Origin of the sequence: Flavobacterium chungangense LMG 26729 (assembly GCF_000735715.2) — a bacterium.
GTDB classification, from domain to species: Bacteria; Bacteroidota; Bacteroidia; order Flavobacteriales; family Flavobacteriaceae; genus Flavobacterium; species Flavobacterium chungangense.
The window spans coordinates 274,240-296,387 of the sequence record NZ_JASY01000002.1 but is presented as its reverse complement, the minus strand read 5'-3'; the positions used below and the strand labels follow the sequence as shown (position 1 = coordinate 296,387).

The 22,148-nt window shown below is 33.6% G+C and carries 17 protein-coding genes; 9 read left to right on the top strand and 8 right to left on the bottom strand.

Features of this window, described 5'->3' with window-relative positions; translation table 11 throughout:
* Window position 1 precedes the first annotated feature (1 nt).
* Window positions 2–802: a lipid II flippase family protein gene (locus JE46_RS04430; RefSeq protein ID WP_031454057.1), complete on the top strand. Its 801-nt coding sequence runs from the start codon at window positions 2–4 to the stop codon at window positions 800–802.
* Between the two features lie 4 nt (window positions 803–806).
* Here JE46_RS04430 and mfd read toward each other — a convergent pair whose 3' ends face one another.
* Entirely contained in the window at window positions 807–4,169 is a 3,363-nt protein-coding gene (mfd, locus tag JE46_RS04425) for a transcription-repair coupling factor (protein ID WP_031454056.1), read from the bottom strand.
* Window positions 4,162–4,770: a hypothetical protein gene (locus JE46_RS04420; RefSeq protein ID WP_031454055.1), complete on the bottom strand. Its 609-nt coding sequence runs from the start codon at window positions 4,768–4,770 to the stop codon at window positions 4,162–4,164. The genes mfd and JE46_RS04420 overlap by 8 nt, the downstream gene beginning before the upstream one ends.
* Before the next feature lie 205 nt (window positions 4,771–4,975).
* On the opposite strand from JE46_RS04420, the gene JE46_RS04415 reads away from it, so the two are divergent.
* Window positions 4,976–5,914: an L-threonine 3-dehydrogenase gene (locus tag JE46_RS04415; RefSeq protein ID WP_031454054.1), complete on the top strand. Its 939-nt coding sequence runs from the start codon at window positions 4,976–4,978 to the stop codon at window positions 5,912–5,914.
* Window positions 5,915–5,978: 64 nt separating this feature from the next.
* Here the strand turns inward: JE46_RS04415 and JE46_RS04410 are convergent, their stop codons facing one another.
* The 4 genes from JE46_RS04410 to JE46_RS04395 form a co-directional block, all read right to left on the bottom strand.
* Entirely contained in the window at window positions 5,979–8,807 is a 2,829-nt protein-coding gene (locus JE46_RS04410; RefSeq protein ID WP_031454053.1) for a VIT domain-containing protein, read from the bottom strand.
* Between the two features lie 67 nt (window positions 8,808–8,874).
* Entirely contained in the window at window positions 8,875–10,026 is a 1,152-nt protein-coding gene (locus tag JE46_RS04405) for a S1 family peptidase (RefSeq protein WP_031454052.1), read from the bottom strand.
* 435 nt (window positions 10,027–10,461) lie between these two features.
* Entirely contained in the window at window positions 10,462–12,342 is a 1,881-nt protein-coding gene (locus tag JE46_RS04400) for a M1 family metallopeptidase (RefSeq protein ID WP_031454051.1), read from the bottom strand.
* Between the two features lie 88 nt (window positions 12,343–12,430).
* A complete protein-coding gene (locus JE46_RS04395) occupies window positions 12,431–14,065 on the bottom strand; it encodes a S8 family peptidase (RefSeq protein ID WP_031454050.1) in 1,635 nt (544 codons plus the stop codon).
* A 325-nt stretch (window positions 14,066–14,390) separates the two neighbouring features.
* Here JE46_RS04395 and JE46_RS24465 point away from each other — a divergent pair, with 325 nt between their 5' ends.
* Together JE46_RS24465 and JE46_RS04385 are read left to right on the top strand one after the other, a co-directional pair.
* The gene (locus JE46_RS24465; RefSeq protein ID WP_031454049.1) at window positions 14,391–15,158 is read left to right on the top strand and encodes a T9SS type A sorting domain-containing protein; all 768 of its coding nucleotides are present in this window, start codon (window positions 14,391–14,393) and stop codon (window positions 15,156–15,158) included.
* A gap of 447 nt (window positions 15,159–15,605) precedes the next feature.
* On the top strand, window positions 15,606–16,562 hold the full coding sequence (locus JE46_RS04385) for a T9SS type A sorting domain-containing protein (RefSeq protein ID WP_157505875.1): 957 nt from the start codon (window positions 15,606–15,608) through the stop codon (window positions 16,560–16,562).
* A gap of 64 nt (window positions 16,563–16,626) precedes the next feature.
* On the opposite strand, the gene JE46_RS04380 is transcribed toward JE46_RS04385, so the two are convergent.
* Together JE46_RS04380 and JE46_RS04375 are read right to left on the bottom strand one after the other, a co-directional pair.
* Window positions 16,627–17,484 (bottom strand): MBL fold metallo-hydrolase, encoded by an 858-nt coding sequence (locus JE46_RS04380; RefSeq protein WP_031454047.1) that lies wholly within the window; start codon window positions 17,482–17,484, stop codon window positions 16,627–16,629.
* Between the two features lie 81 nt (window positions 17,485–17,565).
* Window positions 17,566–18,489, bottom strand: coding sequence for a hypothetical protein (locus JE46_RS04375; RefSeq protein ID WP_031454046.1), 924 nt, complete (start codon window positions 18,487–18,489; stop codon window positions 17,566–17,568).
* Between the two features lie 517 nt (window positions 18,490–19,006).
* Here JE46_RS04375 and JE46_RS04370 point away from each other — a divergent pair.
* From JE46_RS04370 to sufC, 5 genes are all read left to right on the top strand, one after another.
* Window positions 19,007–19,336, top strand: coding sequence for a HesB/IscA family protein (locus JE46_RS04370; RefSeq protein ID WP_031454045.1), 330 nt, complete (start codon window positions 19,007–19,009; stop codon window positions 19,334–19,336).
* A gap of 80 nt (window positions 19,337–19,416) precedes the next feature.
* Window positions 19,417–20,865: a Fe-S cluster assembly protein SufB gene (sufB, locus tag JE46_RS04365; RefSeq protein WP_031454044.1), complete on the top strand. Its 1,449-nt coding sequence runs from the start codon at window positions 19,417–19,419 to the stop codon at window positions 20,863–20,865.
* A gap of 7 nt (window positions 20,866–20,872) precedes the next feature.
* Window positions 20,873–21,109 (top strand): NAD(P)H-dependent oxidoreductase, encoded by a 237-nt coding sequence (locus tag JE46_RS24460; RefSeq protein WP_236010635.1) that lies wholly within the window; start codon window positions 20,873–20,875, stop codon window positions 21,107–21,109.
* A 1-nt stretch (window position 21,110) separates the two neighbouring features.
* Complete coding sequence (locus tag JE46_RS24455) at window positions 21,111–21,362, top strand: hypothetical protein (RefSeq protein WP_236010634.1); 252 nt, start codon at window positions 21,111–21,113, stop codon at window positions 21,360–21,362.
* Window positions 21,363–21,373: 11 nt separating this feature from the next.
* Window positions 21,374–22,120, top strand: a complete 747-nt coding sequence (gene sufC / locus JE46_RS04355) for a Fe-S cluster assembly ATPase SufC (protein WP_008466070.1) — start codon at window positions 21,374–21,376, stop codon at window positions 22,118–22,120.
* The last annotated feature ends 28 nt before the right edge of the window (window positions 22,121–22,148 follow it).

Sequence of the window (22,148 nt, the reverse complement as noted above, 5' to 3'; positions counted from 1 at the left end):
AATGAATAATAACCTTGTACTCGTTTGTATTCTCACTACTGTTATCCATTTTATAAGTATTATTAGTTTATCATCAAAAATAGTAGGTACAAGAACACGCAGAGTCGCATCTTCTTCTTCTATTTTTAATATTATTGCCCTTACAGCCCAATTTTCAGGCAGTATACAAGCACCTTTGTTAACAAAATCTATAGAAAACACAATTATATCAGGCTTGGAACCCAATGAATTTTTGTTTAGGAGCATTATTTTTTGTGCCACTTTAGGATGCGCTTTGGGTGCATTTGCTATTCCCACCACACATCGATTTATGGCAAAGGGAGTTCAGGCACTTTATGAAAACAATTCAATTATAGGAGTATTAATGAAATCTTTCCAAAAAAAGACATTTTATCATTTTAAAGAAAGTGTATCTCTACCCCAAAAAGAAAATTTTACCCGATTAAAACAATATAAAGATTTATACTTAAAACTAATTTTTATGAATATATTGGTTTATAGTTTTATCACTGTTAGTGTGTTATCCTGCCTCTATGCGGGCTATCTTAATCCTAATCTTCGAACAACTTCATTATCACTGAGTGGAATTGCAGTTGGCCTGGGATCTGTTGGCATGTTACTTTTTATAGAACCTTATCATGGCACGCTTACAGATAAAGTAATTGATGGCACCGTTAAAGAAGCATACTTTAGAAGGCATTTAACCTACATTATAATTGCAAGAATTCTTGGAACCATATTGGGTCAGCTTCTTTACATCCCATTGGCCTGGATAATTGTTACCATTGCAGAGAGATTATAATCACTTACTCTTCAAACAACTCCATCAATTCCAAAGCCCGTTTTATTGATTTTACATTATCAAAAGTCAATAACAAACGTAATCCGTTTACGGTTTGTTTTTCTTTCATTTTACAGAGTGAACTTTGTTTTTGTACAAAAGTTAAAACGTTTCTGAACTTAGAAGACTGATAATAATCGGATTGCTGATCAGATACAAAGTAGCCAATCATTTTGCCCTGTTTTAGAACTAATTTCTCAATTCCGACTTTTGTGGCAATCCATTTTATTCGAATACTGTTTAATAAAGCAACTGCAGGTTTTGGCAATGGTCCGAAACGATCTATTAGTTTTCTTTCGTATTCTTTTAATCCGGCTTCGTCTTTTATAGCGCCCAATTCGTTGTATAAAACCAAACGCTCTGAAACGTTGTTGATATATTCATCCGGGAATAATAATTCGAAATCGGCATCGATTTGAATGTCTTTTACATATTCTTTTGTATCGATATCATTTTCTTCCGGATATAAATCTTTGAATTCGTTTTCCTTCAATTCTTCGATGGCTTCGTTCATTATTTTTTGGTACGTGTCAAAACCAATTTCATTAATGAAACCGCTTTGTTCTCCACCCAACAAATCTCCTGCACCACGAATCTCCAGATCTTTCATCGCAATGTTGAAACCACTTCCTAATTCACTGAATTGCTCCAAGGCCTGAATACGTTTTCTAGCATCTTCAGTCATGGATGAATACGGCGGACAGATGAAATAACAGAACGCTTTTTTGTTGCTTCGACCTACACGACCACGCATTTGATGCAAATCTGATAATCCGAAATTGTTGGCATTGTTGATGAAAATTGTGTTGGCATTTGGAACGTCCAATCCGCTTTCGATAATTGTGGTTGCTACCAAAACATCAAAATCTCCGTTCATGAAACCTAACATCAATTCTTCGAGTTTTGCTCCCTCCATTTGTCCGTGACCAATTCCAACTCTTGCATTTGGCACCAAACGCTGAATCATCCCTGCCACTTCTTTGATATTTTCGATTCGGTTATTGATAAAGAAAACCTGTCCGTTGCGCTGAATTTCATATGAAATTGCATCACGAATTGTTTCTTCGTTAAAACCAACTACATTCGTTTCAATTGGATAACGATTTGGAGGAGGCGTTGTAATTACTGATAAATCACGTGCTGCCATTAACGAAAACTGAAGCGTCCTCGGAATTGGTGTTGCTGTTAACGTCAGCGTATCGACATTTGCAGCAATAGTTTTGAGTTTATCTTTTACGTTTACACCAAACTTTTGTTCCTCATCGACAATTAATAAACCCAGATCTTTAAAAACCACATTTTTGTTGACTAATTGATGTGTTCCGATGACGATATCGAGTTTCCCTTCGGCCAAATCTTTTAAAGTCTGCGATTTTTGTTTGGCAGTTCTAAATCGATTTAAGTAACCAATTGTGACCGGCATATCTTTTAATCGTTCTGAAAAAGTTCTGTAGTGCTGATAGGCCAAAATTGTGGTCGGAACCAAAACGGCTACCTGCTTGCTGTTGTCAACTGCCTTAAAAGCAGCACGAATCGCAACCTCTGTTTTACCAAAACCTACGTCTCCACAGACTAAGCGGTCCATAGGACGATCACTTTCCATGTCGGCTTTTACTTCTGCTGTCGATTTGGTCTGGTCCGGAGTGTCTTCATAAATAAACGAGCTTTCTAATTCGTTTTGAAGATAACTGTCCGGCGCAAACTGAAAACCTTTCTCCAAACGGCGTTTTGCATAGAGCTGAATCAAGTTGAAGGCAATATGTTTAACGCGTGCTTTGGTTTTCTGTTTTAAAACTTTCCAGGCGTTCGATCCAAGTTTGTAAATTTTTGGAGGCGTTCCGTCTTTTCCGTTGTATTTCGAGATTTTATGAAGCGAGTGGATACTCACATATACAATATCATTATCGGCATAAACCAGTTTTATAGCTTCCTGCGTTTTTCCCTCAACCTGAATTTTCTGCAATCCGCCAAACTTCCCAATTCCGTGATCGATATGCGTTACATAATCACCAACTGAAAGTGCCGTTAATTCTTTTAAAGTGATATTCTGCTTTTTCGAATAACCGTTTTTGATGTTGAATTTATGATAACGCTCAAAAATCTGATGATCGGTATACGCCGTAATCTGATTTTCTTCATCAATAAAACCCTGGTACAAAGGCAGTACAATAGTATGATATTGTTTTCGGATGTTCTCTGAATTGGCTTCGTCTAAGCTTTCAAAAATATCATGGAAACGTTTTGCCTGCGTTTCATTTGAACAGAACAAATAATTTTTGTATCCGTTAAAATGATTGTCGCTCAGATTGTTCAGCAGCAAATCAAATTGCTTATTGAACGAGGGCTGTGGCTGAATATGAAATTCGAATTTCTTAGCTGTTTTATAAACCGGTTTTGACAATTCTACAACAGAAAAACCCAAAGAACGCTTTATAAATGAAGCCTGATTTAAAAACAATTGTTCCGGCGCTGCGTGTTTTATTTCTTTGGACAATTTCTCAAAAGCTTCTTCAGCCCTTGCGAATTGTTTGTCTAATTGACTAAAAAGCCCTTCTGTATTTTGAATAAAAATAACAGTACTTTCCGCAATATAATCTAAAAAGCTTTCGCGATTTTCCTGAAAAAGTTTGTTTTCGACATTCGGGATAATCGTAATTTTTTTATGTGTTTCTACCGATAATTGTGTTTCTACATCAAAGCTTCTGATACTGTCTACTTCGTTGCCAAAAAACTCAATTCGGTACGGATGATCGTTTGAGAAAGAGAATACATCGACAATTCCCCCACGAACCGAAAATTCTCCGGGTTCTGTAATGAAATCAACCCTTTTAAATTCATATTCAAATAAAACTTCGTTGATAAAATCAATCGAAATTTTATCGTTCAAGGCTACTTTTAAAGTGTTTTTATCAAGTTCCCTTCTCGTAACCACTTTTTCAAAAAGCGCTTCCGGATAGGTAACAATTACAGCTGGTTTTTTTCTGGAATTGATTCGGTTTAAAACCTCAGCGCGAAGCAAGACATTTGCATTATCGGTTTCATCAACCTGGTACGGACGTCTAAATGAAGCCGGATAAAACAAAACATCCTGCTCTCCGATCATTTGTTCCAGATCATTCAGGTAATACGCAGCTTCTTCTTTATTGTCTAAAACAATCAAAAAAGGCAGTTCGGTTTTCTTAAAAACAGAACGGATTATAAATGAAACCGCAGAACCAAGTAATCCTGAAAGATTCATTTTTATTTGATTCCCTTCCAGTAAACTTGTTGCGATCTGCTCAGCTTTTGGCAGATTATCGTAGGTTGTATATAAGGCGTTTTTACTCAACTTTAGGTAAATTTTTATCTATTGGTGGCATCGAATTCGGGATTGCTCGTGTAGTATCTAACATTCTCAAGAAATCTGACTCTCCTTCTTCTTGTGGAATTTTGCTTTTTTCAACAATTTTATCCATTTGTCTTTCTAATGAAATTAACTCTTTATTGATTTCGCCAATTAAAAAAGTAACTTTTTCATCCGGAATTTTATCTAAATGAATAAACAAATCCATCATCTTCACTTTTGTAATCAAAATAGAAATTCGACTTCTGATTTGAGGCTGATTGAATTGTGCCGGAATATTATTGTTTAATGCCATTGCTTTTTTGGCAATCGCAGCAGATTTTTTTTGAAATGCTCCAATAGTTTTCTTTGGCTTTCCGTCTAATTCTTTTAAAAATTCACCCCATTCTTTCCAATCATTTACATTTTTTTCTGAAACTTCGTTAATAGGTTCGTCAATAAACGACCAGCCTTTATCTATATTATTAAAAATGATTTCCTTTTTTTTGGCTTCCTTTTTATTTTCAGCTATACGTCTTTCATTTTCATCCTGACATGAATTCAATATGAAAGCAAAAAGCAGAAGAAGAGATATTTTGTATTTCATTTTATAAAACATTAAGCTACAAAGTTACAAGTAAATTTTACAATTATGAATTTTGAATTACAAGCATTTTGTTAAGTTTAAGAAAAGCACATCAGAACGAATTATATAAAAATAAATATTATTTGTTATTAAATTCATAATTTAACATTCTAAAAAGCACTATAATTTACGAATAAACTATATTTGTTCTTTAAAATCTATTCAAATGAATCCAAAAATATTAATTATTGGTGCTTGTGGTCAAATTGGAACAGAGCTGACTCAGAAACTTCGTAAATTGTACGGAACCGACAATGTAATTGCTTCTGATATCCGAAAATTAAATACAGATGTGGTTAATTCAGGCCCATTTGAAGTAATTAATGCTTTGGATTTTAACCAGATTGAGCATCTTGTAGAAATTCATCAGATTACTGATATTTATTTAATGGCAGCCCTTTTATCGGCTACCGCTGAAAAAAATCCTGCTTTTGCCTGGGATTTGAATATGAATTCCTTATTTCATGTTTTGAATCTGGCGAAAGCAAAAAAAATAAAAAAGATATTCTGGCCATCCAGCATTGCTGTTTTTGGACCTACAACCCCTAAAGAAAATACACCTCAATATACCATTATGGAACCTTCAACAGTTTACGGAATTAGTAAACAAGCCGGCGAAAGATGGTGCGAATATTACCATAACATTTACGGAGTTGATGTTAGAAGTATTCGTTATCCTGGTTTAATCAGCTGGTCAACACCTCCGGGTGGAGGAACTACAGATTACGCCGTAGATATTTTTTACAAAGCTATTGCTGATAAAAAATACGAGTGCTTTTTGTCATCAGAAACCAAAATGCCGATGATGTATATGGATGATGCAATTGATGCTACGATCAACATCATGAAAGCTCCTGCTGAAGAAATCAAAATACATTCGTCTTATAATTTAGCAGCGATGAGTTTCACACCAACTGAAATTGCTGCTGAAATCAAAAAACACATTCCGGAATTTGAAATTACTTACAATCCGGATTTCCGTCAAAAAATTGCGGACAGCTGGCCTGCTAGTATCGATGATGCTGATGCCAGAAAAGACTGGGGCTGGAATCACAAATTTGATCTGGAATCTATGACCAAAGATATGCTCGAGCATTTGGGCTAATTTCAAAATTAAAACAAAAAAATACCGAAGTTAAAAACGCTTCGGTATTTTTATATGTTTTTTTCTAAAACTCAAATTCTCCAATCAGAATTTTACTGTCGCTTTCGCGCTTATTTTCTTTCTGACTCTGGAAAACAGCAATTTTTCGTTCTTGCCTTCCATCAGAATAGTACAAATATACTTCTGCCATCACAGTTGCCGGACCGGAAAGAATATTTTGTCTCTCTCCGAAAAAATTGGTTTTAATTTTATATTTACCTTTTATGGCTTTTTTTAGTAAAAACTGTTCAGGACCAAAACCCTGAGTGAAATCATTACTTAATCTGCCTCCAATTTCTGTAGATTTATGAGAATAGGAACAATCTTCCCCCCTCGGATCTGTAATCCATAGGTCTATATCTGTATTGTCTTTATTCCAGTTGATTACAACACGAATGTCTATAGGTAGATTTGCTTTTAAACGATTATCTATTTTACTGGCATCAACATTTTTATTCTGGCTCAGGATATTATTAATTTCCATAATCAAAATCTCCTCTATACCATTGTCTCTTACTGAAATTTCATCGGTATATTCCTGATACAGCATGGATTTATATACATTAAGAGCCTCCTGAGGTTTTTTATTATCAATCAGGGCCAATGCATAATCTCTGTGACTTTGAGAATCGAACGGCCTCCATTCCAGAATTTTCTGGGTAATCCACAATTCTTTTTCATAATTGCCTCTCTGTTTTAGCAGATAATATATCGTTTTGTATAATTCTTCATTCTCCAGATCAAGCTCTGCTAATGTACTTAAAACTTTTAAAGAAAGCGCTTTATCTCCTTTTTTGAACAACAATTTAGAGATGTCAAAATAATAGGTTACCTGCTTTTCATATTTTGAACGGTTTTCAAGATATTTTTGGTAAATCAGCTCAGAGGACTCCAGATTTTGAAAATCTTTCATATACTCTTCTTTGCTTTCTACATCTACCAAAGTTATTTTGCCTTTTGCTTTAACTTCCGCTTGCGCAACAGCTCTATCTTCAACAATGCTTTCAGCATTATAACCCGCAGAAACAGGTACAGATGATTGATTTTTGTTAGCAGATTCACTTACCATTTGTTTAGAAATCTTAGGATACTGCTTTTTTTCGACAGGTTTAAACTCCGTATTCCACCAGGCCGTTAGTTCGCGGGTTATATCAAAAGATTTAGACAGAAGGTTTTTTCTTCTTTCTAAAATCTCTTTTTTATTTCTTGAAACGATTTTGTTGTATTCAGATAATAATTCCTGAGGGGGTGTGATGCTGTATCGCACATAATCATTGACATCATCCAATACAATAAGACTGGTGTTCTTACTTACCACCCCAAACTGTTCGCTCAGATTTCTGATTTCATCACGGTTTTGAGTCGAATTGAGTTCAAGATCATTGATTTTTCTTTGCGCCCAAAATTGTGCAATTGGCCAGTTTTCTACCCGAACAGCTGTATTAAAATCTACAGGTATTTCAAAGTTTTTATTTCCTACAGAAAAAAGAGCGGTCAGCTTACCCAAATTTAAAGACGAGATTCCAAATATATTGACTGGCTCATTTACTGCCGTTCCAATATTTGGATATAACTCCTGAATATTAGCATTTTCTTTAAATCCTAAAAATTTAACCGGAAGTTTTTTGTAGGTTTTCAGCGCCGATTGAGTGTCTAATTCATTAAGATTAATAAAATTTCCTCCTGATTGCGATGCTAAAAGTTTAAGCAGGTTAAAGTCGGAAGTAGGCGTACTTACAATACTGTTAAGCGGTTTCTTGAATTTTAAAGTCAAATCACCAAAATTTGAAATTCCGTCAGAAAATAAAAGGTATTCTTCTACTCCTGGAATTTCTTTTAATGCACCAAAGTCAGTTCCACCATCGTATTTCAGGTCAACAATTCTATTTTTTAATGCACTCCAGTTTCCTCCGGAAATTGTAAATTCTTCTGTCTTTTCCAGAATATTATTCAATAGAACTAATGATACTGAAACATCTTTATTACTGAAAAAAAAGGCAGTCAGAAAGTCCAGTTCTTTTTGATGGTCTCTCTTTGATCCACTGAATGAATTATCCCAAATAATGGCAATTTTATTAGATTTCGGCTTTTCCTTCACAGGGAAATCCATAGAAACACTGGCTGCAAAATAAGATTTGTCATCAGAAGCTTTCTGCAGCAAAACACTGAAAGATTGATTTGCTTTTGGAATGGCTACTTTAAGACTTTCATTTGGGGTAAAGTTTTCTTTACTAATCTCAGCAACCCATTGATTTCCTTGTTTCTGAAAAGCAAAACTTCCATCCGGTTTCTCCGTGATTTTGGGAGTTATGAGACTTTCATTAACCAACACTTTCAGATTAAATTTTGGAATGCTAACTGCATTGGCAAAACTTAAAAAATAGTGATAATCTGAAGCAGAATTTTTTAGTTCCTGATGATAGGTAATCTTAATGGTTCTGCTGCCTTGCGCAGGAATCGGATAAATTCTTGTACGGAAATTATTTCCTCCTACTTTTTCAATAATCCCGGGATCTATATTTCTTTTTTCAATACTTTCAAATACCTCCTTAGCCCGTTCTTTAGGAACAGGAACTGCATCTCTTAATTTTCCGTTGATATCTAAAGCGTAGCCGCTTATGCTCACTCCTTCAGGTAACGGAATCGTAAGTTTGCCTTCTAAAATTCTGTCCCCCGGATTGTAAAATGTGTAAATGGCTGTTGTTGTGGCAAGATTCCCCAAAATTTTGGTTTCAATTTTTGCTTCCTGCAGAATGACCGGATGTTTTTTTAGATTTTCTACATCCAGAGTTGGGATTTGAGAAAAAACTGCACTAAATACCATTAATGCACATATAGTAAAAAGTTTATTCATATTAAAAAAAGTGATTTTTTATTTGATTACAAAGGAGAAAAACTAATAAATTCTTAAGAGGTTCTAATTAGAAAGTTCGAATATGTTTAGCAACAATTCCAAAATTAAAACCCTGTACCTCATCTACTCCGCTGAAATTGACCGCAATCAACTGACCACATTCATTAAATACCGGTGCGCCGCTGGCACCATGTGTCGAAGTGATGCTGTATTGAATTTTATTCCCGTCTGATTCTTTACTTATTTTACCATCATAAAGCTGCACTTTTATACCTGAATTTGTCTTTGCCAAATCCATCCCTAAAGGATAGCCCACCATTATTGCTTTTTGTCCCGGATTTAAAGAAGCGTCATCATCGACTGCATTGTCAAGATTGATGATGTTTACAACACTTTCCGGGGTTTTATGATCTGTTAGTCGTACAATGCCTAAATCAATATTGGTGTCTTCTGAAATTTTTTCGATCTCGCAACTAAGCCATTGGTCATCCGAATCATGAAGTGCTACCGCAATATCTACCGTTTTTACATATACCTCAATATCTTCTTTCGATACATATTCTTTAACCGGAATAGCAGCTGCAATATCTGTTGTTACTGTTGTTGTATCTTCTTGTGTATCATTTGAACTAACAAATTCTTCACCCGCTGGCTCTTGGCTTGTTTCTTCACTTTCGCCTTCACCTTCATAATCACCTTCGCTTTCACTTTCGTCATAAGCAGATGCAACTTTCCAGTTTGTTTCTATAAAACTTTGATACTCCTCTTCTGAAACATCAGTAGTAAGAATTGAAGCAATTTTCAATCCTAGATTTCTTATAGTAGTATTTGTTTTTTCCTGCTCTTCATTTGATGAATTCCATGGCTGTAAAACATGGCTGTTAGTCAGTATTTTTCCATCTCTGTCTACGAAAAAACCTGTTCCGAAAACCGTTTCTTCTTTTGCATCCTCAGTAGTAAGCTGAATTTCTTTTCCTTTAATTTTTGCAAAATAACCATAACTGTGTTTTATCAGAACAACTGCTCCTTTATATTCGTCGTAGATTTTTGTATCTGAGTCTAAACAAATAGTGGCAGGTGGCTTTTTAAAATATTTAAAACCAAGAAAAGTTGCTGTTGAGAGAATGATTATCGAAGCGAAAATAATTTTGTAAAGATTTCTTTTTTTATTATTGCCGTCATGTAAATCATTGTTGGTTCCGATTTTTCTAATTTTCATTTGTAAACAGGTGATTTTTATTAATATTTTTCTAGAGTGTCAATTGACAAAATTATTGATATTTGCCGTTTTTTACGGTCCGAAGGTAGTAATTTAATTGTTAAATTACATTGATAAAAATACTATTGTACACCTGATTTTTCGATTTCAACACCATTACTATCTGTAAAAACATTTGGGCTACTCTTTATGTTAAATAATTAGATCAAAAGATAATCTCTTAGGTTACAATCATAATTACCATCAGAAAATCGCAGACAACTGCCTGGCAAATATTGATGAATCTCACGGGAGAAAAGACTGGGAATGGAAACATTCTTTTGATTCGAAATCGTTGACTATGATTGAAAATTTGAGTTAAATCTTCATTGCCCTAAAATAAAAAAGTCCCGCTTATTAATTTAAACGGGACTTTTTTATTTTCTAATTTGAAGATTATTTCACTTCAAAAACATTATTGGCAGGCTTTATATCAGCCATTAATCCGCTTGGATCTATTGTGATTTTTTTGATTGCCGTTTTGTTTTTATCAATTGTAAAACTGTAATTTGATTGTGCCCAGGCCCAGTCGTCCAAAACGGTTCTTTTTTCGTTTGGATTTGGATTCGGTTTAATGAAATTCATCATTCGTAACGGAATATAGAACGTTTCAGAAGTACCATCTGTATAATCCACTTTTAAATCAATTGGCATTGGCATTCTTCCGATTCTTTCCAAAGTAACCGTTGTTTTTCCTGAATTATCAGCAACTTCTTTTATTCCGTAATCAATCGTATTGGTTGTTTGTGCCCAATCTGTCAAATACCAGTCTAATTCTGCCCCGGAAACTCTTTCAGCAGATCTTTTGATATCATTTGGAGTTGGGTGTTTGAATTTAAAATCGTTGAAATATCTTTTTAAAGTTGCATCTACATTCTCTTTTCCAATTACATATTCTAATTGTGATAAAAAGATACTTCCTTTAACATACGATGAAATGCTGTAAGGACGATTTTCATCATAACGATCACCGTGTGTAGTTTGAGGCTGTTCTTTACCGGAATTCACCAATTGATAGTATGCCGCATAATTTCCTTTAAACGGATTTTCTACTTTTTTATCTCCGGCTAATTCATTCAAAGCACTGTCTTCGATGTAAGTTGTAAAACCTTCGTCCATCCACGGGTGTTTTGATTCGTTTGAAGCTAAGATGTGCTGAAACCAGGAATGACCCAATTCGTGCGTAGCTGTTCCAAGAATACCTTCAAGAGTTCCGTTTCCTAACATCAAAGTACACATAGCATACTCCATTCCGCCATCTCCGCCCTGAATGAATGAATATTGTTTGTAAGGATATTGACCCACTCTGTGGTTGTAATAATCCATCACTTTTACCATTAAAGGCTCTAACTGTTTCCAGTTTTCTGTCGTTTTTGGATTGTTTTTGTAGAAGAAATGCAAATCGACATCATTTGGTCCTTTTACAATATCATGCGTATATTCTTTGTCAGCTGCCCAGGTAAAATCGTGAACGTTTGGTGCGATAAAATGCCATGTTAGAGTCTTAGTTTTTTTTGGATAAACCACTTTTACGCCTTCATCTTCGTAACCGTGACCAATTGAGTTTTTATCCTGTAAATATCCTGACCCTCCAATCGTGTAGTCTTTGTCAATAGTGATTTTTACATCAAAATTACCCCAAACGCCGTGAAATTCTCTTGCAATGTAAGGATCTGCATGCCAGCCTTCAAAATCAAATTCGGCTAATTTTGGATACCATTGCGACATTGAAAGTTCAACTCCTTCAGAATTATTTCTTCCTGAACGGCGAACCTGAACCGGAACTTGTCCGTCAAAATCTAATGTAAAAGTGGATTTAGAACTTGGTAAAATTGGCTTAGCCAAAGTTACTTCTAAAATGGTTCCTGAAACTCTTGTCTGAGCAACAGCACCATCTTGTTTGAAGTTGGTAATTTTTAAGAATCCGATTTCGTTTGGTTTCAAAGATTCAATACGGCTTTGTTTTACCTCTTTTCCGTCAGCTCCTTTTATTTTAGTTACCATTCTTCCGTCCGGATCTTTTATAAAATGCAAACGGGCATCCATTTCGCTTCCAGGCTGAAAAGCATTAAAAAATAAATGATAGTATACTTTTTTTAAAGTATCCGAAGAATTATTGGAGTAAACCAATTCTTGTTTTCCTTTATATTGATAGTTTTTAACATCCATCGTTACTTCCATTTTATAATCGGCATGTTGCTGCCAGTAAGAAGTACTTTGAGCAAAAGAAGTATGGAAACTTAAACTTAAAAAATATAGTAAAATAATTTTTTTCATTTGAATTGCTGTGGTATTTAAAAAATTACAAGTTTACAAAAAAAGATTTTCTGTAAACTTGTAATTTAAGTTTTTAAAATTTTAGCTTTTATTTTTTAGACATTTTTTCGGCCAATAGTAAAGCATTATAAGCATTGACCATTTTAGCCGTTTTTGATGATTCAGCAGATGAAACTGCAACAGGCTCCTGATTTGGATCTGAATTTTCACCTAATACAACCTTAACAGGAAGAGCAACTCCGGAATCCATCAAAATTTGTTTTACCTGTGAAGCTTTTAATTTAGGATAATAAGAACGAATTAAAGTCGCAACTCCTGCAGCATTTGGAGATGCCATTGAAGTCCCCTGCAAATACTTATATTTATTGTTTGGAACTGTAGCGTAAATTTCTTCACCCGGTGCAAAAACATCAACATTTAATTTTCCGAAGTTAGAGAAATTAGCAACTACATTTTGTCCATAAGCCTTATTAATCGCTCCAATTGTTATTAGATTATCTGCAAATTCTTTGATATTATCTTCAGAATCATTAGGATAATTAATGTTTTGCTTTTCATCGATATTATAACCGTCATTACCCGCAGCATGAACAATTAAAACGTCTTTTTTCTTTGCATATTTTATTGCATCGTATACCCATTTTTTATGTGGAGAAAAGCTTTTTCCGAAACTTCCGTTAATTACTTTTGCTCCATTGTCTACAGCATAACGAATTGCCAAAGCAATATCTTTGTCATATTCATCTCCATCCGGAACCGCTCTTACGGTCAGAATTTCAACGTTATTGGCAACACCATCTCCACCTAAATTATTACCACGAACCTGCGCAATAATACCTGCAACGTGAGTTCCGTGTAATGCCTCTTCCTTATCTGGTCCAAACACAATATTATTTCCGTATTTAGTGCTTTTTATATCTTCTGCATTATCCCCTAAAGGTTTTCTTCCGTCAAAATCTTTATTTAAATTAAAATTCAGTTCGTTATAAACATGCTCTCTGTAATCTTCTAATTCTGCTTCAGGATCAAAAGTTGGTCCTGCATTTGTAAAAATCTGAGTCATTACCATTTTACTTCTCGTCACTTTTGGATCTGTTGAAGTAATAGTTGCTAAATCCTCAACCTTGTAAGTTGTTTTATTTAGCTCTTTCTTAATTGTATTGTGAACATCTAATAAAAAGTCAACCTGTTCCTTATCTTTTAAAGCTTTCTCATACTTTTCAGTATACTGTGCCAAAGCATCTTTATATTGTTGAGAACCGTCGTCTCCTTTTTTAACAATACGTGTCATTTCAAGGTTTTCCTTCACAACATCTCCCAGAAAATTCCATCCGTGAATATCATCAATATACCCATTTTTATCATCATCGATTCCGTTGCCCGGAATTTCCTTTGGATTTGTCCAGATCATTCCCTGCAAATCTTCATGCTCGATATCAACTCCTGAATCTACGACCCCAACAATTACTTTTTTACCTGTTTTTCCTTGTAGTAATTCAGCATATGCCTTGTCTACACTCATTCCAGGAATAGAATCTTTGATTAAATCAAGATGACTCCATCTTTTTAATTCATTTTCAGTAACCGGTGCTTTTTTAACAATAACTAAAGGAGCGGTAATAAATTCTTTTTGAGTTGAGACTTGCGCTTGTAAAGTGGCCCCGCAACTTGCTAAAACAAGTACTGCCCAAGCAGATAAATTAAGAGGTTTTATAGGACTCATGTATTTAATTTAATGTAAAGTTAAAGATGGGACTAAATTATACTTTTTTGTTACAAAAAAACAAACCGTTAACACTGTGTTATGAAATTTATACCTCAAAATATATTTTACGTACTAATAAAATTACAAATGAATAATATTCCATAAAATATTCGACGATTTCGATTCATTTTATTGTTCGATTTGAGCACAAAAAATTTCTAAATGATTTTAATAATTGCAATAAAAACGGGAGGTGTGAATAAGTAAGATATTTTATATAAAATCAATAAAATTGTGAGATAAATTTTATACTATTGCACCACTTTAATTTTAAAAATTTTATATGAAAACAAAATTACTCCTTGTATGTGTTTTATGCACATTTAATTTATTCGCCCAAACTAATTTAGTACCAAATGGAGGTTTTGAAACCTGGACCAACAGCACGACTTTGTCAAACTGGTCAACAGAAAACAATGTTTCTCAAAACACTCAATATTATTCAGAGGGAACAAAAAGTGCAAAATTAACTATTGCAAACAGCAGTACCAGGCCAAAAATTTTGGCTCAGGTCCCTATGTTAGCTGGTACAACGTATACCGTAAAATATAAATACAAATATCTTAGTTCCAACTATAACGGATTACATCCTATAAGCTTAAAAATGGAGAAAGCCGGAAGTGCATCGTATCTTTCCAGTAATTCTTTTGCCTCAAACAATGACTGGACACAAAAAGAAACTACTTTTACACCAGACCAAAACATATCTTATGATTTGAGTATTTCTGTAACTACATTTGACAGTGAAGGATTTGACGTTTTAATTGATGATGTTCAAGTGTATGTTGAAGGAAGTTTAGGTCTTGAAGATTCTGTTTTTGATAAAGCAGCACTCTATCCAAACCCTACCAAAGATCAAGTCAATATCACAAATATAGCATTAGAAAAAGCAACTGTTTATAATGTATCAGGACAATTAGTAAAATCATTTACACTAAACCCTGACAACACTAATAATACAATTAGCTTATCGGGTTTACCATCAGGAATATACTTTGTATATTTAACAAATAAAAATGCTGCTACTGTTAAAAAAGTAATAGTGGAATAGTTATAAAATAAATAAACTAAAAATCCCGTTTCATAACCTGACAACGGGATTTTTTTATGCATCTGTTTTTTCTGTAAATAACATTCATAGTTTTATTGTTTATCAAACTTTCATTTGTTTACCATTATGACAACAAATTCAAAGAACGGATCATCAAAAACGATTACGCTTTTCAAACCATTTTTTGGTTGGAAATTAAATTAAAAAAACTTCTTTAAATGAACCAATTCCTTAATTACTTACCATTATAAACTAATTGCCCTTGGTATTGATTCCGGTAGCCCCGATCATCAGGTACTGACTGACAATATTGATAAATTAACTGATCTTGATATTTCAAATAGCGCAATTACTGATTTGACAGGTATTCAGAATTTTGTCTCATTAACAAGTTTAAACTGCCACAATAATCAATTAACATCATTAGATGTATCTAAAAACATTGCTTTGCAAAAATTAGTCTGTTCTTCTAACCAATTAACATCTTTGAATACTTCCATGAATGTAGCCTTGGAAAATCTTGAGTGCAATTCAAACCCTCTTACCTCATTAGATACAGCTGCTAATACAGTTTTGAAATATTTATCTTTCTCCCATAGCAATTTAACATCATTAGATATCTCTAAAAATATTACTTTAGAAAGTTTAACTTGTATTTCCAATCAATTAACATCATTAGATGTTTCTAAAAATATTGCTTTAGAAAGTTTAACTTGTACTTCCAATCAATTAACATCATTAAATGTTTCTAAAAATACCGCTTTAGGATATTTATCTTGTTGGAGTAATCAATTAACATCATTAGATGTATCAAAAAACACCGCTTTGAAACATTTATCTTGTTCGATTAACCAATTAACATCACTAGATGTATCAAAAAACACCGCTTTGGAATTTTTATCTTGTTCGGTTAACCAATTGACAACATTAGATCTTTCTATGAATATTAATATTAAGGAAATACAATGTGAACAAAATCAATTAATCAACTTAAATTTAAAAAACGGCAACAACACTATTTTAAACTATATGGATTGCTCCTCAAATCCTAATTTAAGTTGTATTCAGGTAGATGATGTATCGTATTCAAATACTAGCTGGTCTTTAAATAAAAATTCTACAACAACTTATAGCTTAAGTTGTCCGTCGTTAGGAATAGCAGAAACAGTTTTTGACAAAATAGCTGTTTACCCTAATCCTGTCAAAGGAGAGTTGCATATTGACAATAGTACTGTTGAAAAAGCAACTGTATATGATACACTGGGAAAACTAATAACAACAACTAAGTTTACTAATGGTTCAAATAATAACACTATTAATTTAGCAGGATTCCGAAGTGGTCTTTATTATCTTTATTTGGAAAACGAAGGAGCAACTATAGTTAAAAAAATTATAGTAGAATAAAACCAAAAGTCATTTTAAAATTAAAACCATATTTTCAGTAGTTTGAAAATATGGTTTTTATGTTTTATAAGACATCCTCGCAGGTAAAAACGTCTTTTAATCTCACTCCTTTTTCAGTATGTTCTACCGTAATAATTTGATTATGTGCATCATGTTCTAAAAACAAATAATAATTTTTATCAGCAGCAGCATTTAGCAATTTTGATTTCTCCGGCATTGTCAATAAGGGCCTTGTATCATATCCCATAACGTAAGGCAACGGAATATGTCCGGCAGTCGCTAACAAATCGGCGCAAAATACTATCGTTTTATCCTTATATTGAATATATGGAATCATTTGTTTTTCGGTGTGACCATCAACGTAGTAAATATCAAAGCCTAATTCTTTTGAGAAACCAAAATCACTTTGAGGTCTTTCAACAAAATTTAATTGCCCGCTTTCCTGCATCGGCAAAATATTCTCTGCCAAAAAAGAAGCTTTTTCACGGGCATTCGGTTTTGTTGCCCATTCCCAATGATTTTCATTTGTCCAGAATTTGGCATTTTTAAAAGCAGGTTCGTAACCGTTTTTATCAGAATTCCATTGTATACTTCCTCCACAATGATCAAAATGCAGGTGTGTCATGAAAACATCGGTAATATCGTCCCTATGAAAACCATATTTTAAAAGAGAACTATCCAGAGAGTGAGTTCCCCAAAGCGAATAATAACCAAAAAATTTGTCTGATTGTTTGTCTCCCATTCCGGTATCAATTAAAATCAGACGTTTTTCATCTTCGATAAGCAGACAACGAGCCGCAATATCAATTAAATTATTAGCATCGGCAGGGTTGGTTTTATTCCAGATTGTTTTAGGTACAACGCCAAACATTGCACCACCGTCTAATTTAAAATTTCCTGATTCTATTGGATAAAGTTTCATGAATTTGAATTCTAAGATTTAGACAAAGCTAAGAAATCCAATTTTTATTACTAAAGATCAATTCGAAACTTAAACAAATAATTATTTTAATGTAATAGAAGTACTGGCAATGATTTCATTTTTATCAAAGAAATTAATAAAATAAGTGCCTTTTGTAAATCCATTTCCGTCTGAATTTAAGACTCCATAAACATTTACTGGTTGTCCCTGGAAATCTATTGCAACTATAAAGCTATAAACCAAAGCTTTGCCATTACTAAATTCAATTAGCTTATCGGCGCCTAAAACAGCATTTTTCTGATCTAAAACCTGAACATAATAAGCTCTTTTACCTGTCTTGGCTACAGGATTTCCCGAAATGGAGAAACTAGCCTTTAGTTTACTGGTGCTTTTTGCTTTGTCAGTTTCCAGTTCTTCTCCAGATTTTTTTTCGTGAAGCGCTATAACTTTAAAGTTATTTAATTCTAATTTTGAAGCTGATTTTAAAGTTGATTCCAGTTTTTTTCGCTGTAATGCCAATGTATCATTTTTGATTCTTTGCTGATACATAGCTGAATTTTGATTTTCAATCTCTGTCAACAGGTTTTTATTTTGGGCTTTGAGGTTTTTGATTTCAGAAACTTTTGACTGTAACGAAATATTCAAAGTAGAAAGTTGTTTTCGGTAAACTTGCAGTTGTGAAGAGGAAGGATTTTTTGAAGCCTTTATAATTTCCATTAAATTTTCAACATTTTTCTTTTCAAGTTCTAATTCTTGTGACAGAGCTGTTTTTTCTATTAAAGCCTCATCATAAGCTATCTTTAAAGTATTTAAGGAGTCTAATATGCTTTTTTGGGCAAATGATTTTTGATCAATTTCAGTCATATTTTTATTCTCAGCAGAATTAAATAAGCTAAAAGTATTCGTTGAAGTATTACTAAAAATATAAAATGTGATTCCAAATCCAAAGACAAATAATACTGCAATAATCGCTTTTATTGCCCCACTCTTATTGTATTTATTCATAAAGCTATTTTAATTTTCTGCAAAAATAGCGATATTTTACTACTAAAAGTAAGTACAAGTACGCTTTTTATATAATTAATACAAACAACCCGTTGGGTGAAATTAAAAATTAAGTGTCAGGCTGAGCGGAGTCGAAGCCCTTTCGTGTTCAAAAGCCTTCGACTCCGCTCTGGATGACATCAATTCCTTAAGTTATAAATGATGTTTTACTCCCGATTTTATACTTTTTATAATCAAATCAATCTTTTTAATCAATTTCACCCAACAGGTTATAAAAAATTATAACCTATTAAAAAAACATCTTGTATATCATAATGAAACTCACTAACATCCTATCAAAATAATTTATATCTATTTTAACATTTGTTATAATAATGTGAAGCGTTATGGAAAAAGGTTTTTAAGTCGTATCTTTGCAAATAATTTCATTTCGACATTGAAATTCAGTATTTTAAAAAGGGTAATTTTTTTAAAAAAACTCTGATTGAAAAATGAAAAGATAACAAACATAAAAACAATGATAAAAGTTTCTGATACAGCCAAAAAGAAAATCATCGATTTGATGAATGACGATGGTTTTGATGCTTCACATGACTATGTACGTGTAGGTGTAAAAAGCGGTGGATGCTCTGGTTTGTCATATGATTTAAAATTTGACAAAACCAAAGGAGATGACGATAAAGTTTTCGTAGACAATGACATACAAATTGCTGTTGAAAAAAAATCATTTCTCTATCTCGCCGGGACAATTCTTGAATTTTCTGGTGGATTAAACGGAAAAGGTTTTGTTTTCAATAATCCAAATGCAAGTAGAACATGCGGGTGCGGGGAATCATTCTCACTATAATTAATAAAGAATAACAAGACTAATAAAGAATAATTATTTGATTTTTTTAAAAATTATATCTTTAAATCTTTACATCAAAAATGAGTAAATACACAGAAGACGATTTAAAAATCGAACTCGAAACTAAAGAATACGAATACGGATTTTATACTAATATAGAGTCAGAGACTTTTCCTATTGGCTTAAATGAAGATATTGTAAGGGCTATTTCTCTTAAAAAAGAAGAGCCAGAATGGATGACCGAATGGCGCATTGAGGCTTTTCGTGCCTGGAAAGAAATGATTGAACCGGAATGGGCTAATGTCCGTTATGAAAAACCTGATTTTCAAGCCATTTCTTATTATTCAGCTCCAAAACAAGTAGATCCTAACAAAACTTTGGATGATGTTGATCCGGAACTTCTTGAAATGTACAAAAAGTTAGGAATTTCTGTAGATGAACAAAAAATGATGAACAATGTCGCAATGGACATTGTAGTCGATTCTGTTTCTGTAGCTACAACTTTCAAGAAAACATTAGGAGAAAAAGGAATTATCTTCTGTCCAATTTCTGAAGCTATCAAAGAACATCCTGAATTAGTAAAAAAATATTTAGGAACTGTTGTACCTCAAAAAGACAACTTCTACGCAGCATTAAACTCAGCGGTTTTCTCTGACGGAAGTTTCTGTTATATTCCAAAAGGCGTTCGCTGCCCAATGGAACTTTCAACTTATTTTAGAATCAATCAGGCCGGAACCGGACAATTCGAAAGAACTTTGGTTATTGCTGATGAAGGAAGCTATGTTTCGTATCTTGAAGGCTGTACAGCACCGAGCCGTGATGAAAACCAATTACACGCTGCTGTAGTTGAATTAATCGCTTTGGATGATGCTGAAATTAAATATTCTACAGTTCAAAACTGGTTCCCAGGAAATAAAGAAGGAAAAGGTGGAGTTTACAACTTCGTAACCAAAAGAGGTTTATGCGAAACAAACGCTAAAATTTCATGGACTCAGGTTGAAACGGGTTCTGCCGTAACCTGGAAATACCCTTCTTGTGTATTAAAAGGAGATAATTCGGTAGGAGAATTTTATTCTATCGCTGTTACCAATAACTACCAACAAGCAGATACCGGAACAAAAATGATCCATTTAGGAAAAAACACTAAATCGACTATTATTTCTAAAGGTATTTCGGCAGGGAAATCACAAAATAGCTACCGTGGTTTAGTACAAATCAGCCCAAGAGCTGAGAATGCACGTAACTTTTCACAATGTGATTCTCTTTTAATGGGGAACAATTGCGGAGCACATACTTTCCCTTATATCGAAAGTAAAAATCCATCGGCAAAAATTGAGCACGAAGCAACGACAAGTAAAATTGGAGAAGATCAGGTTTTTTATTGCAACCAAAGAGGTATTCCGACTGAAAAAGCGATTGCCTTAATTGTAAACGGTTTCAGTAAAGATGTTTTGAACAAACTTCCTATGGAATTTGCGGTTGAAGCTCAAAAACTATTAGAGATTTCTTTAGAAGGATCTGTTGGATAATTTGAAGATGGAAAATAAAAAAGTCATCATATTAGGTTCGTCAAGAAAAAACGGAAACACAACAAAAATTGTGGATGAAATTTCTAAAGAAAATAACCTTGATGTAGTGAATTTAAGTGATTATACTATATCCTATTATGATTACGAAAGCAAAAATATAGGGGATGATTTTCTTCCTTTAATTAAGAAGAATTCTCGAACAGTACGACACTTTAATTTTTGCAACGCCCATTTATTGGTATAATATGAGCGGCATTATGAAGGTCTTTTTCGACAGGATTTCAGATTTAATCCGAATTGAAAAAGAAACCGGAAGAAAGCTAAGAGGAAAAAAAATTGGAGTGATTACAAATTCACACGATAATGTAATTGAAGATAGTTTTTACATTCCGTTTCAAAAATCAGCCGATTATTTAGGCATGGAATATTTAGGACACGCGCATTTTAATGCCAATATCCTAAACCAACAAACAAAAATAGAATTGACATTTATATAAAATAAAAAACAATGTTATCAATAAAAAACCTTCACGCCGCGATTGGTGATAAAGAAATCCTGAAAGGAATCAACATAGAAGTAAAAGCTGGTGAAGTACACGCCATCATGGGACCAAACGGTTCTGGAAAAAGTACACTTTCTGCAGTTATTGCAGGAAACGAAAACTACGAAGTTACAGACGGAGAAGTTATTCTGGACGGAGAAGATCTTGCAGATTTAGCTCCTGAAGAAAGAGCACATAAAGGTGTTTTTCTTTCGTTTCAATATCCGGTAGAAATTCCTGGAGTTAGTGTAACTAACTTCATGAAAACGGCTATCAACGAAACTCGTAAAGCAAACGGACAGGAAGAAATGCCGGCTAACGAAATGCTGAAAGTTATTCGTGAGAAATCTGAATTGTTAGAAATTGACCGTAAATTTTTATCTCGTTCTTTAAATGAAGGTTTTTCCGGAGGAGAGAAAAAAAGAAACGAGATTTTTCAAATGGCAATGTTAGAGCCAAAATTAGCAATCCTTGACGAAACAGATTCTGGTCTTGATATCGACGCTTTAAGAATTGTAGCTAACGGGGTGAACAAATTAAAAAGCGACAAAAACGCTATTATTGTTATCACACACTACCAACGTTTGTTAGATTATATCGTTCCGGATTTCGTTCACGTTCTTTACAACGGAAGAATCGTAAAATCTGGCGGAAAAGAACTAGCATACGAATTAGAAGAAAAAGGATACGACTGGATTAAAGCAGAAAATTAATTCTGAGTCGTAAAGTTTTAAAGTCTAA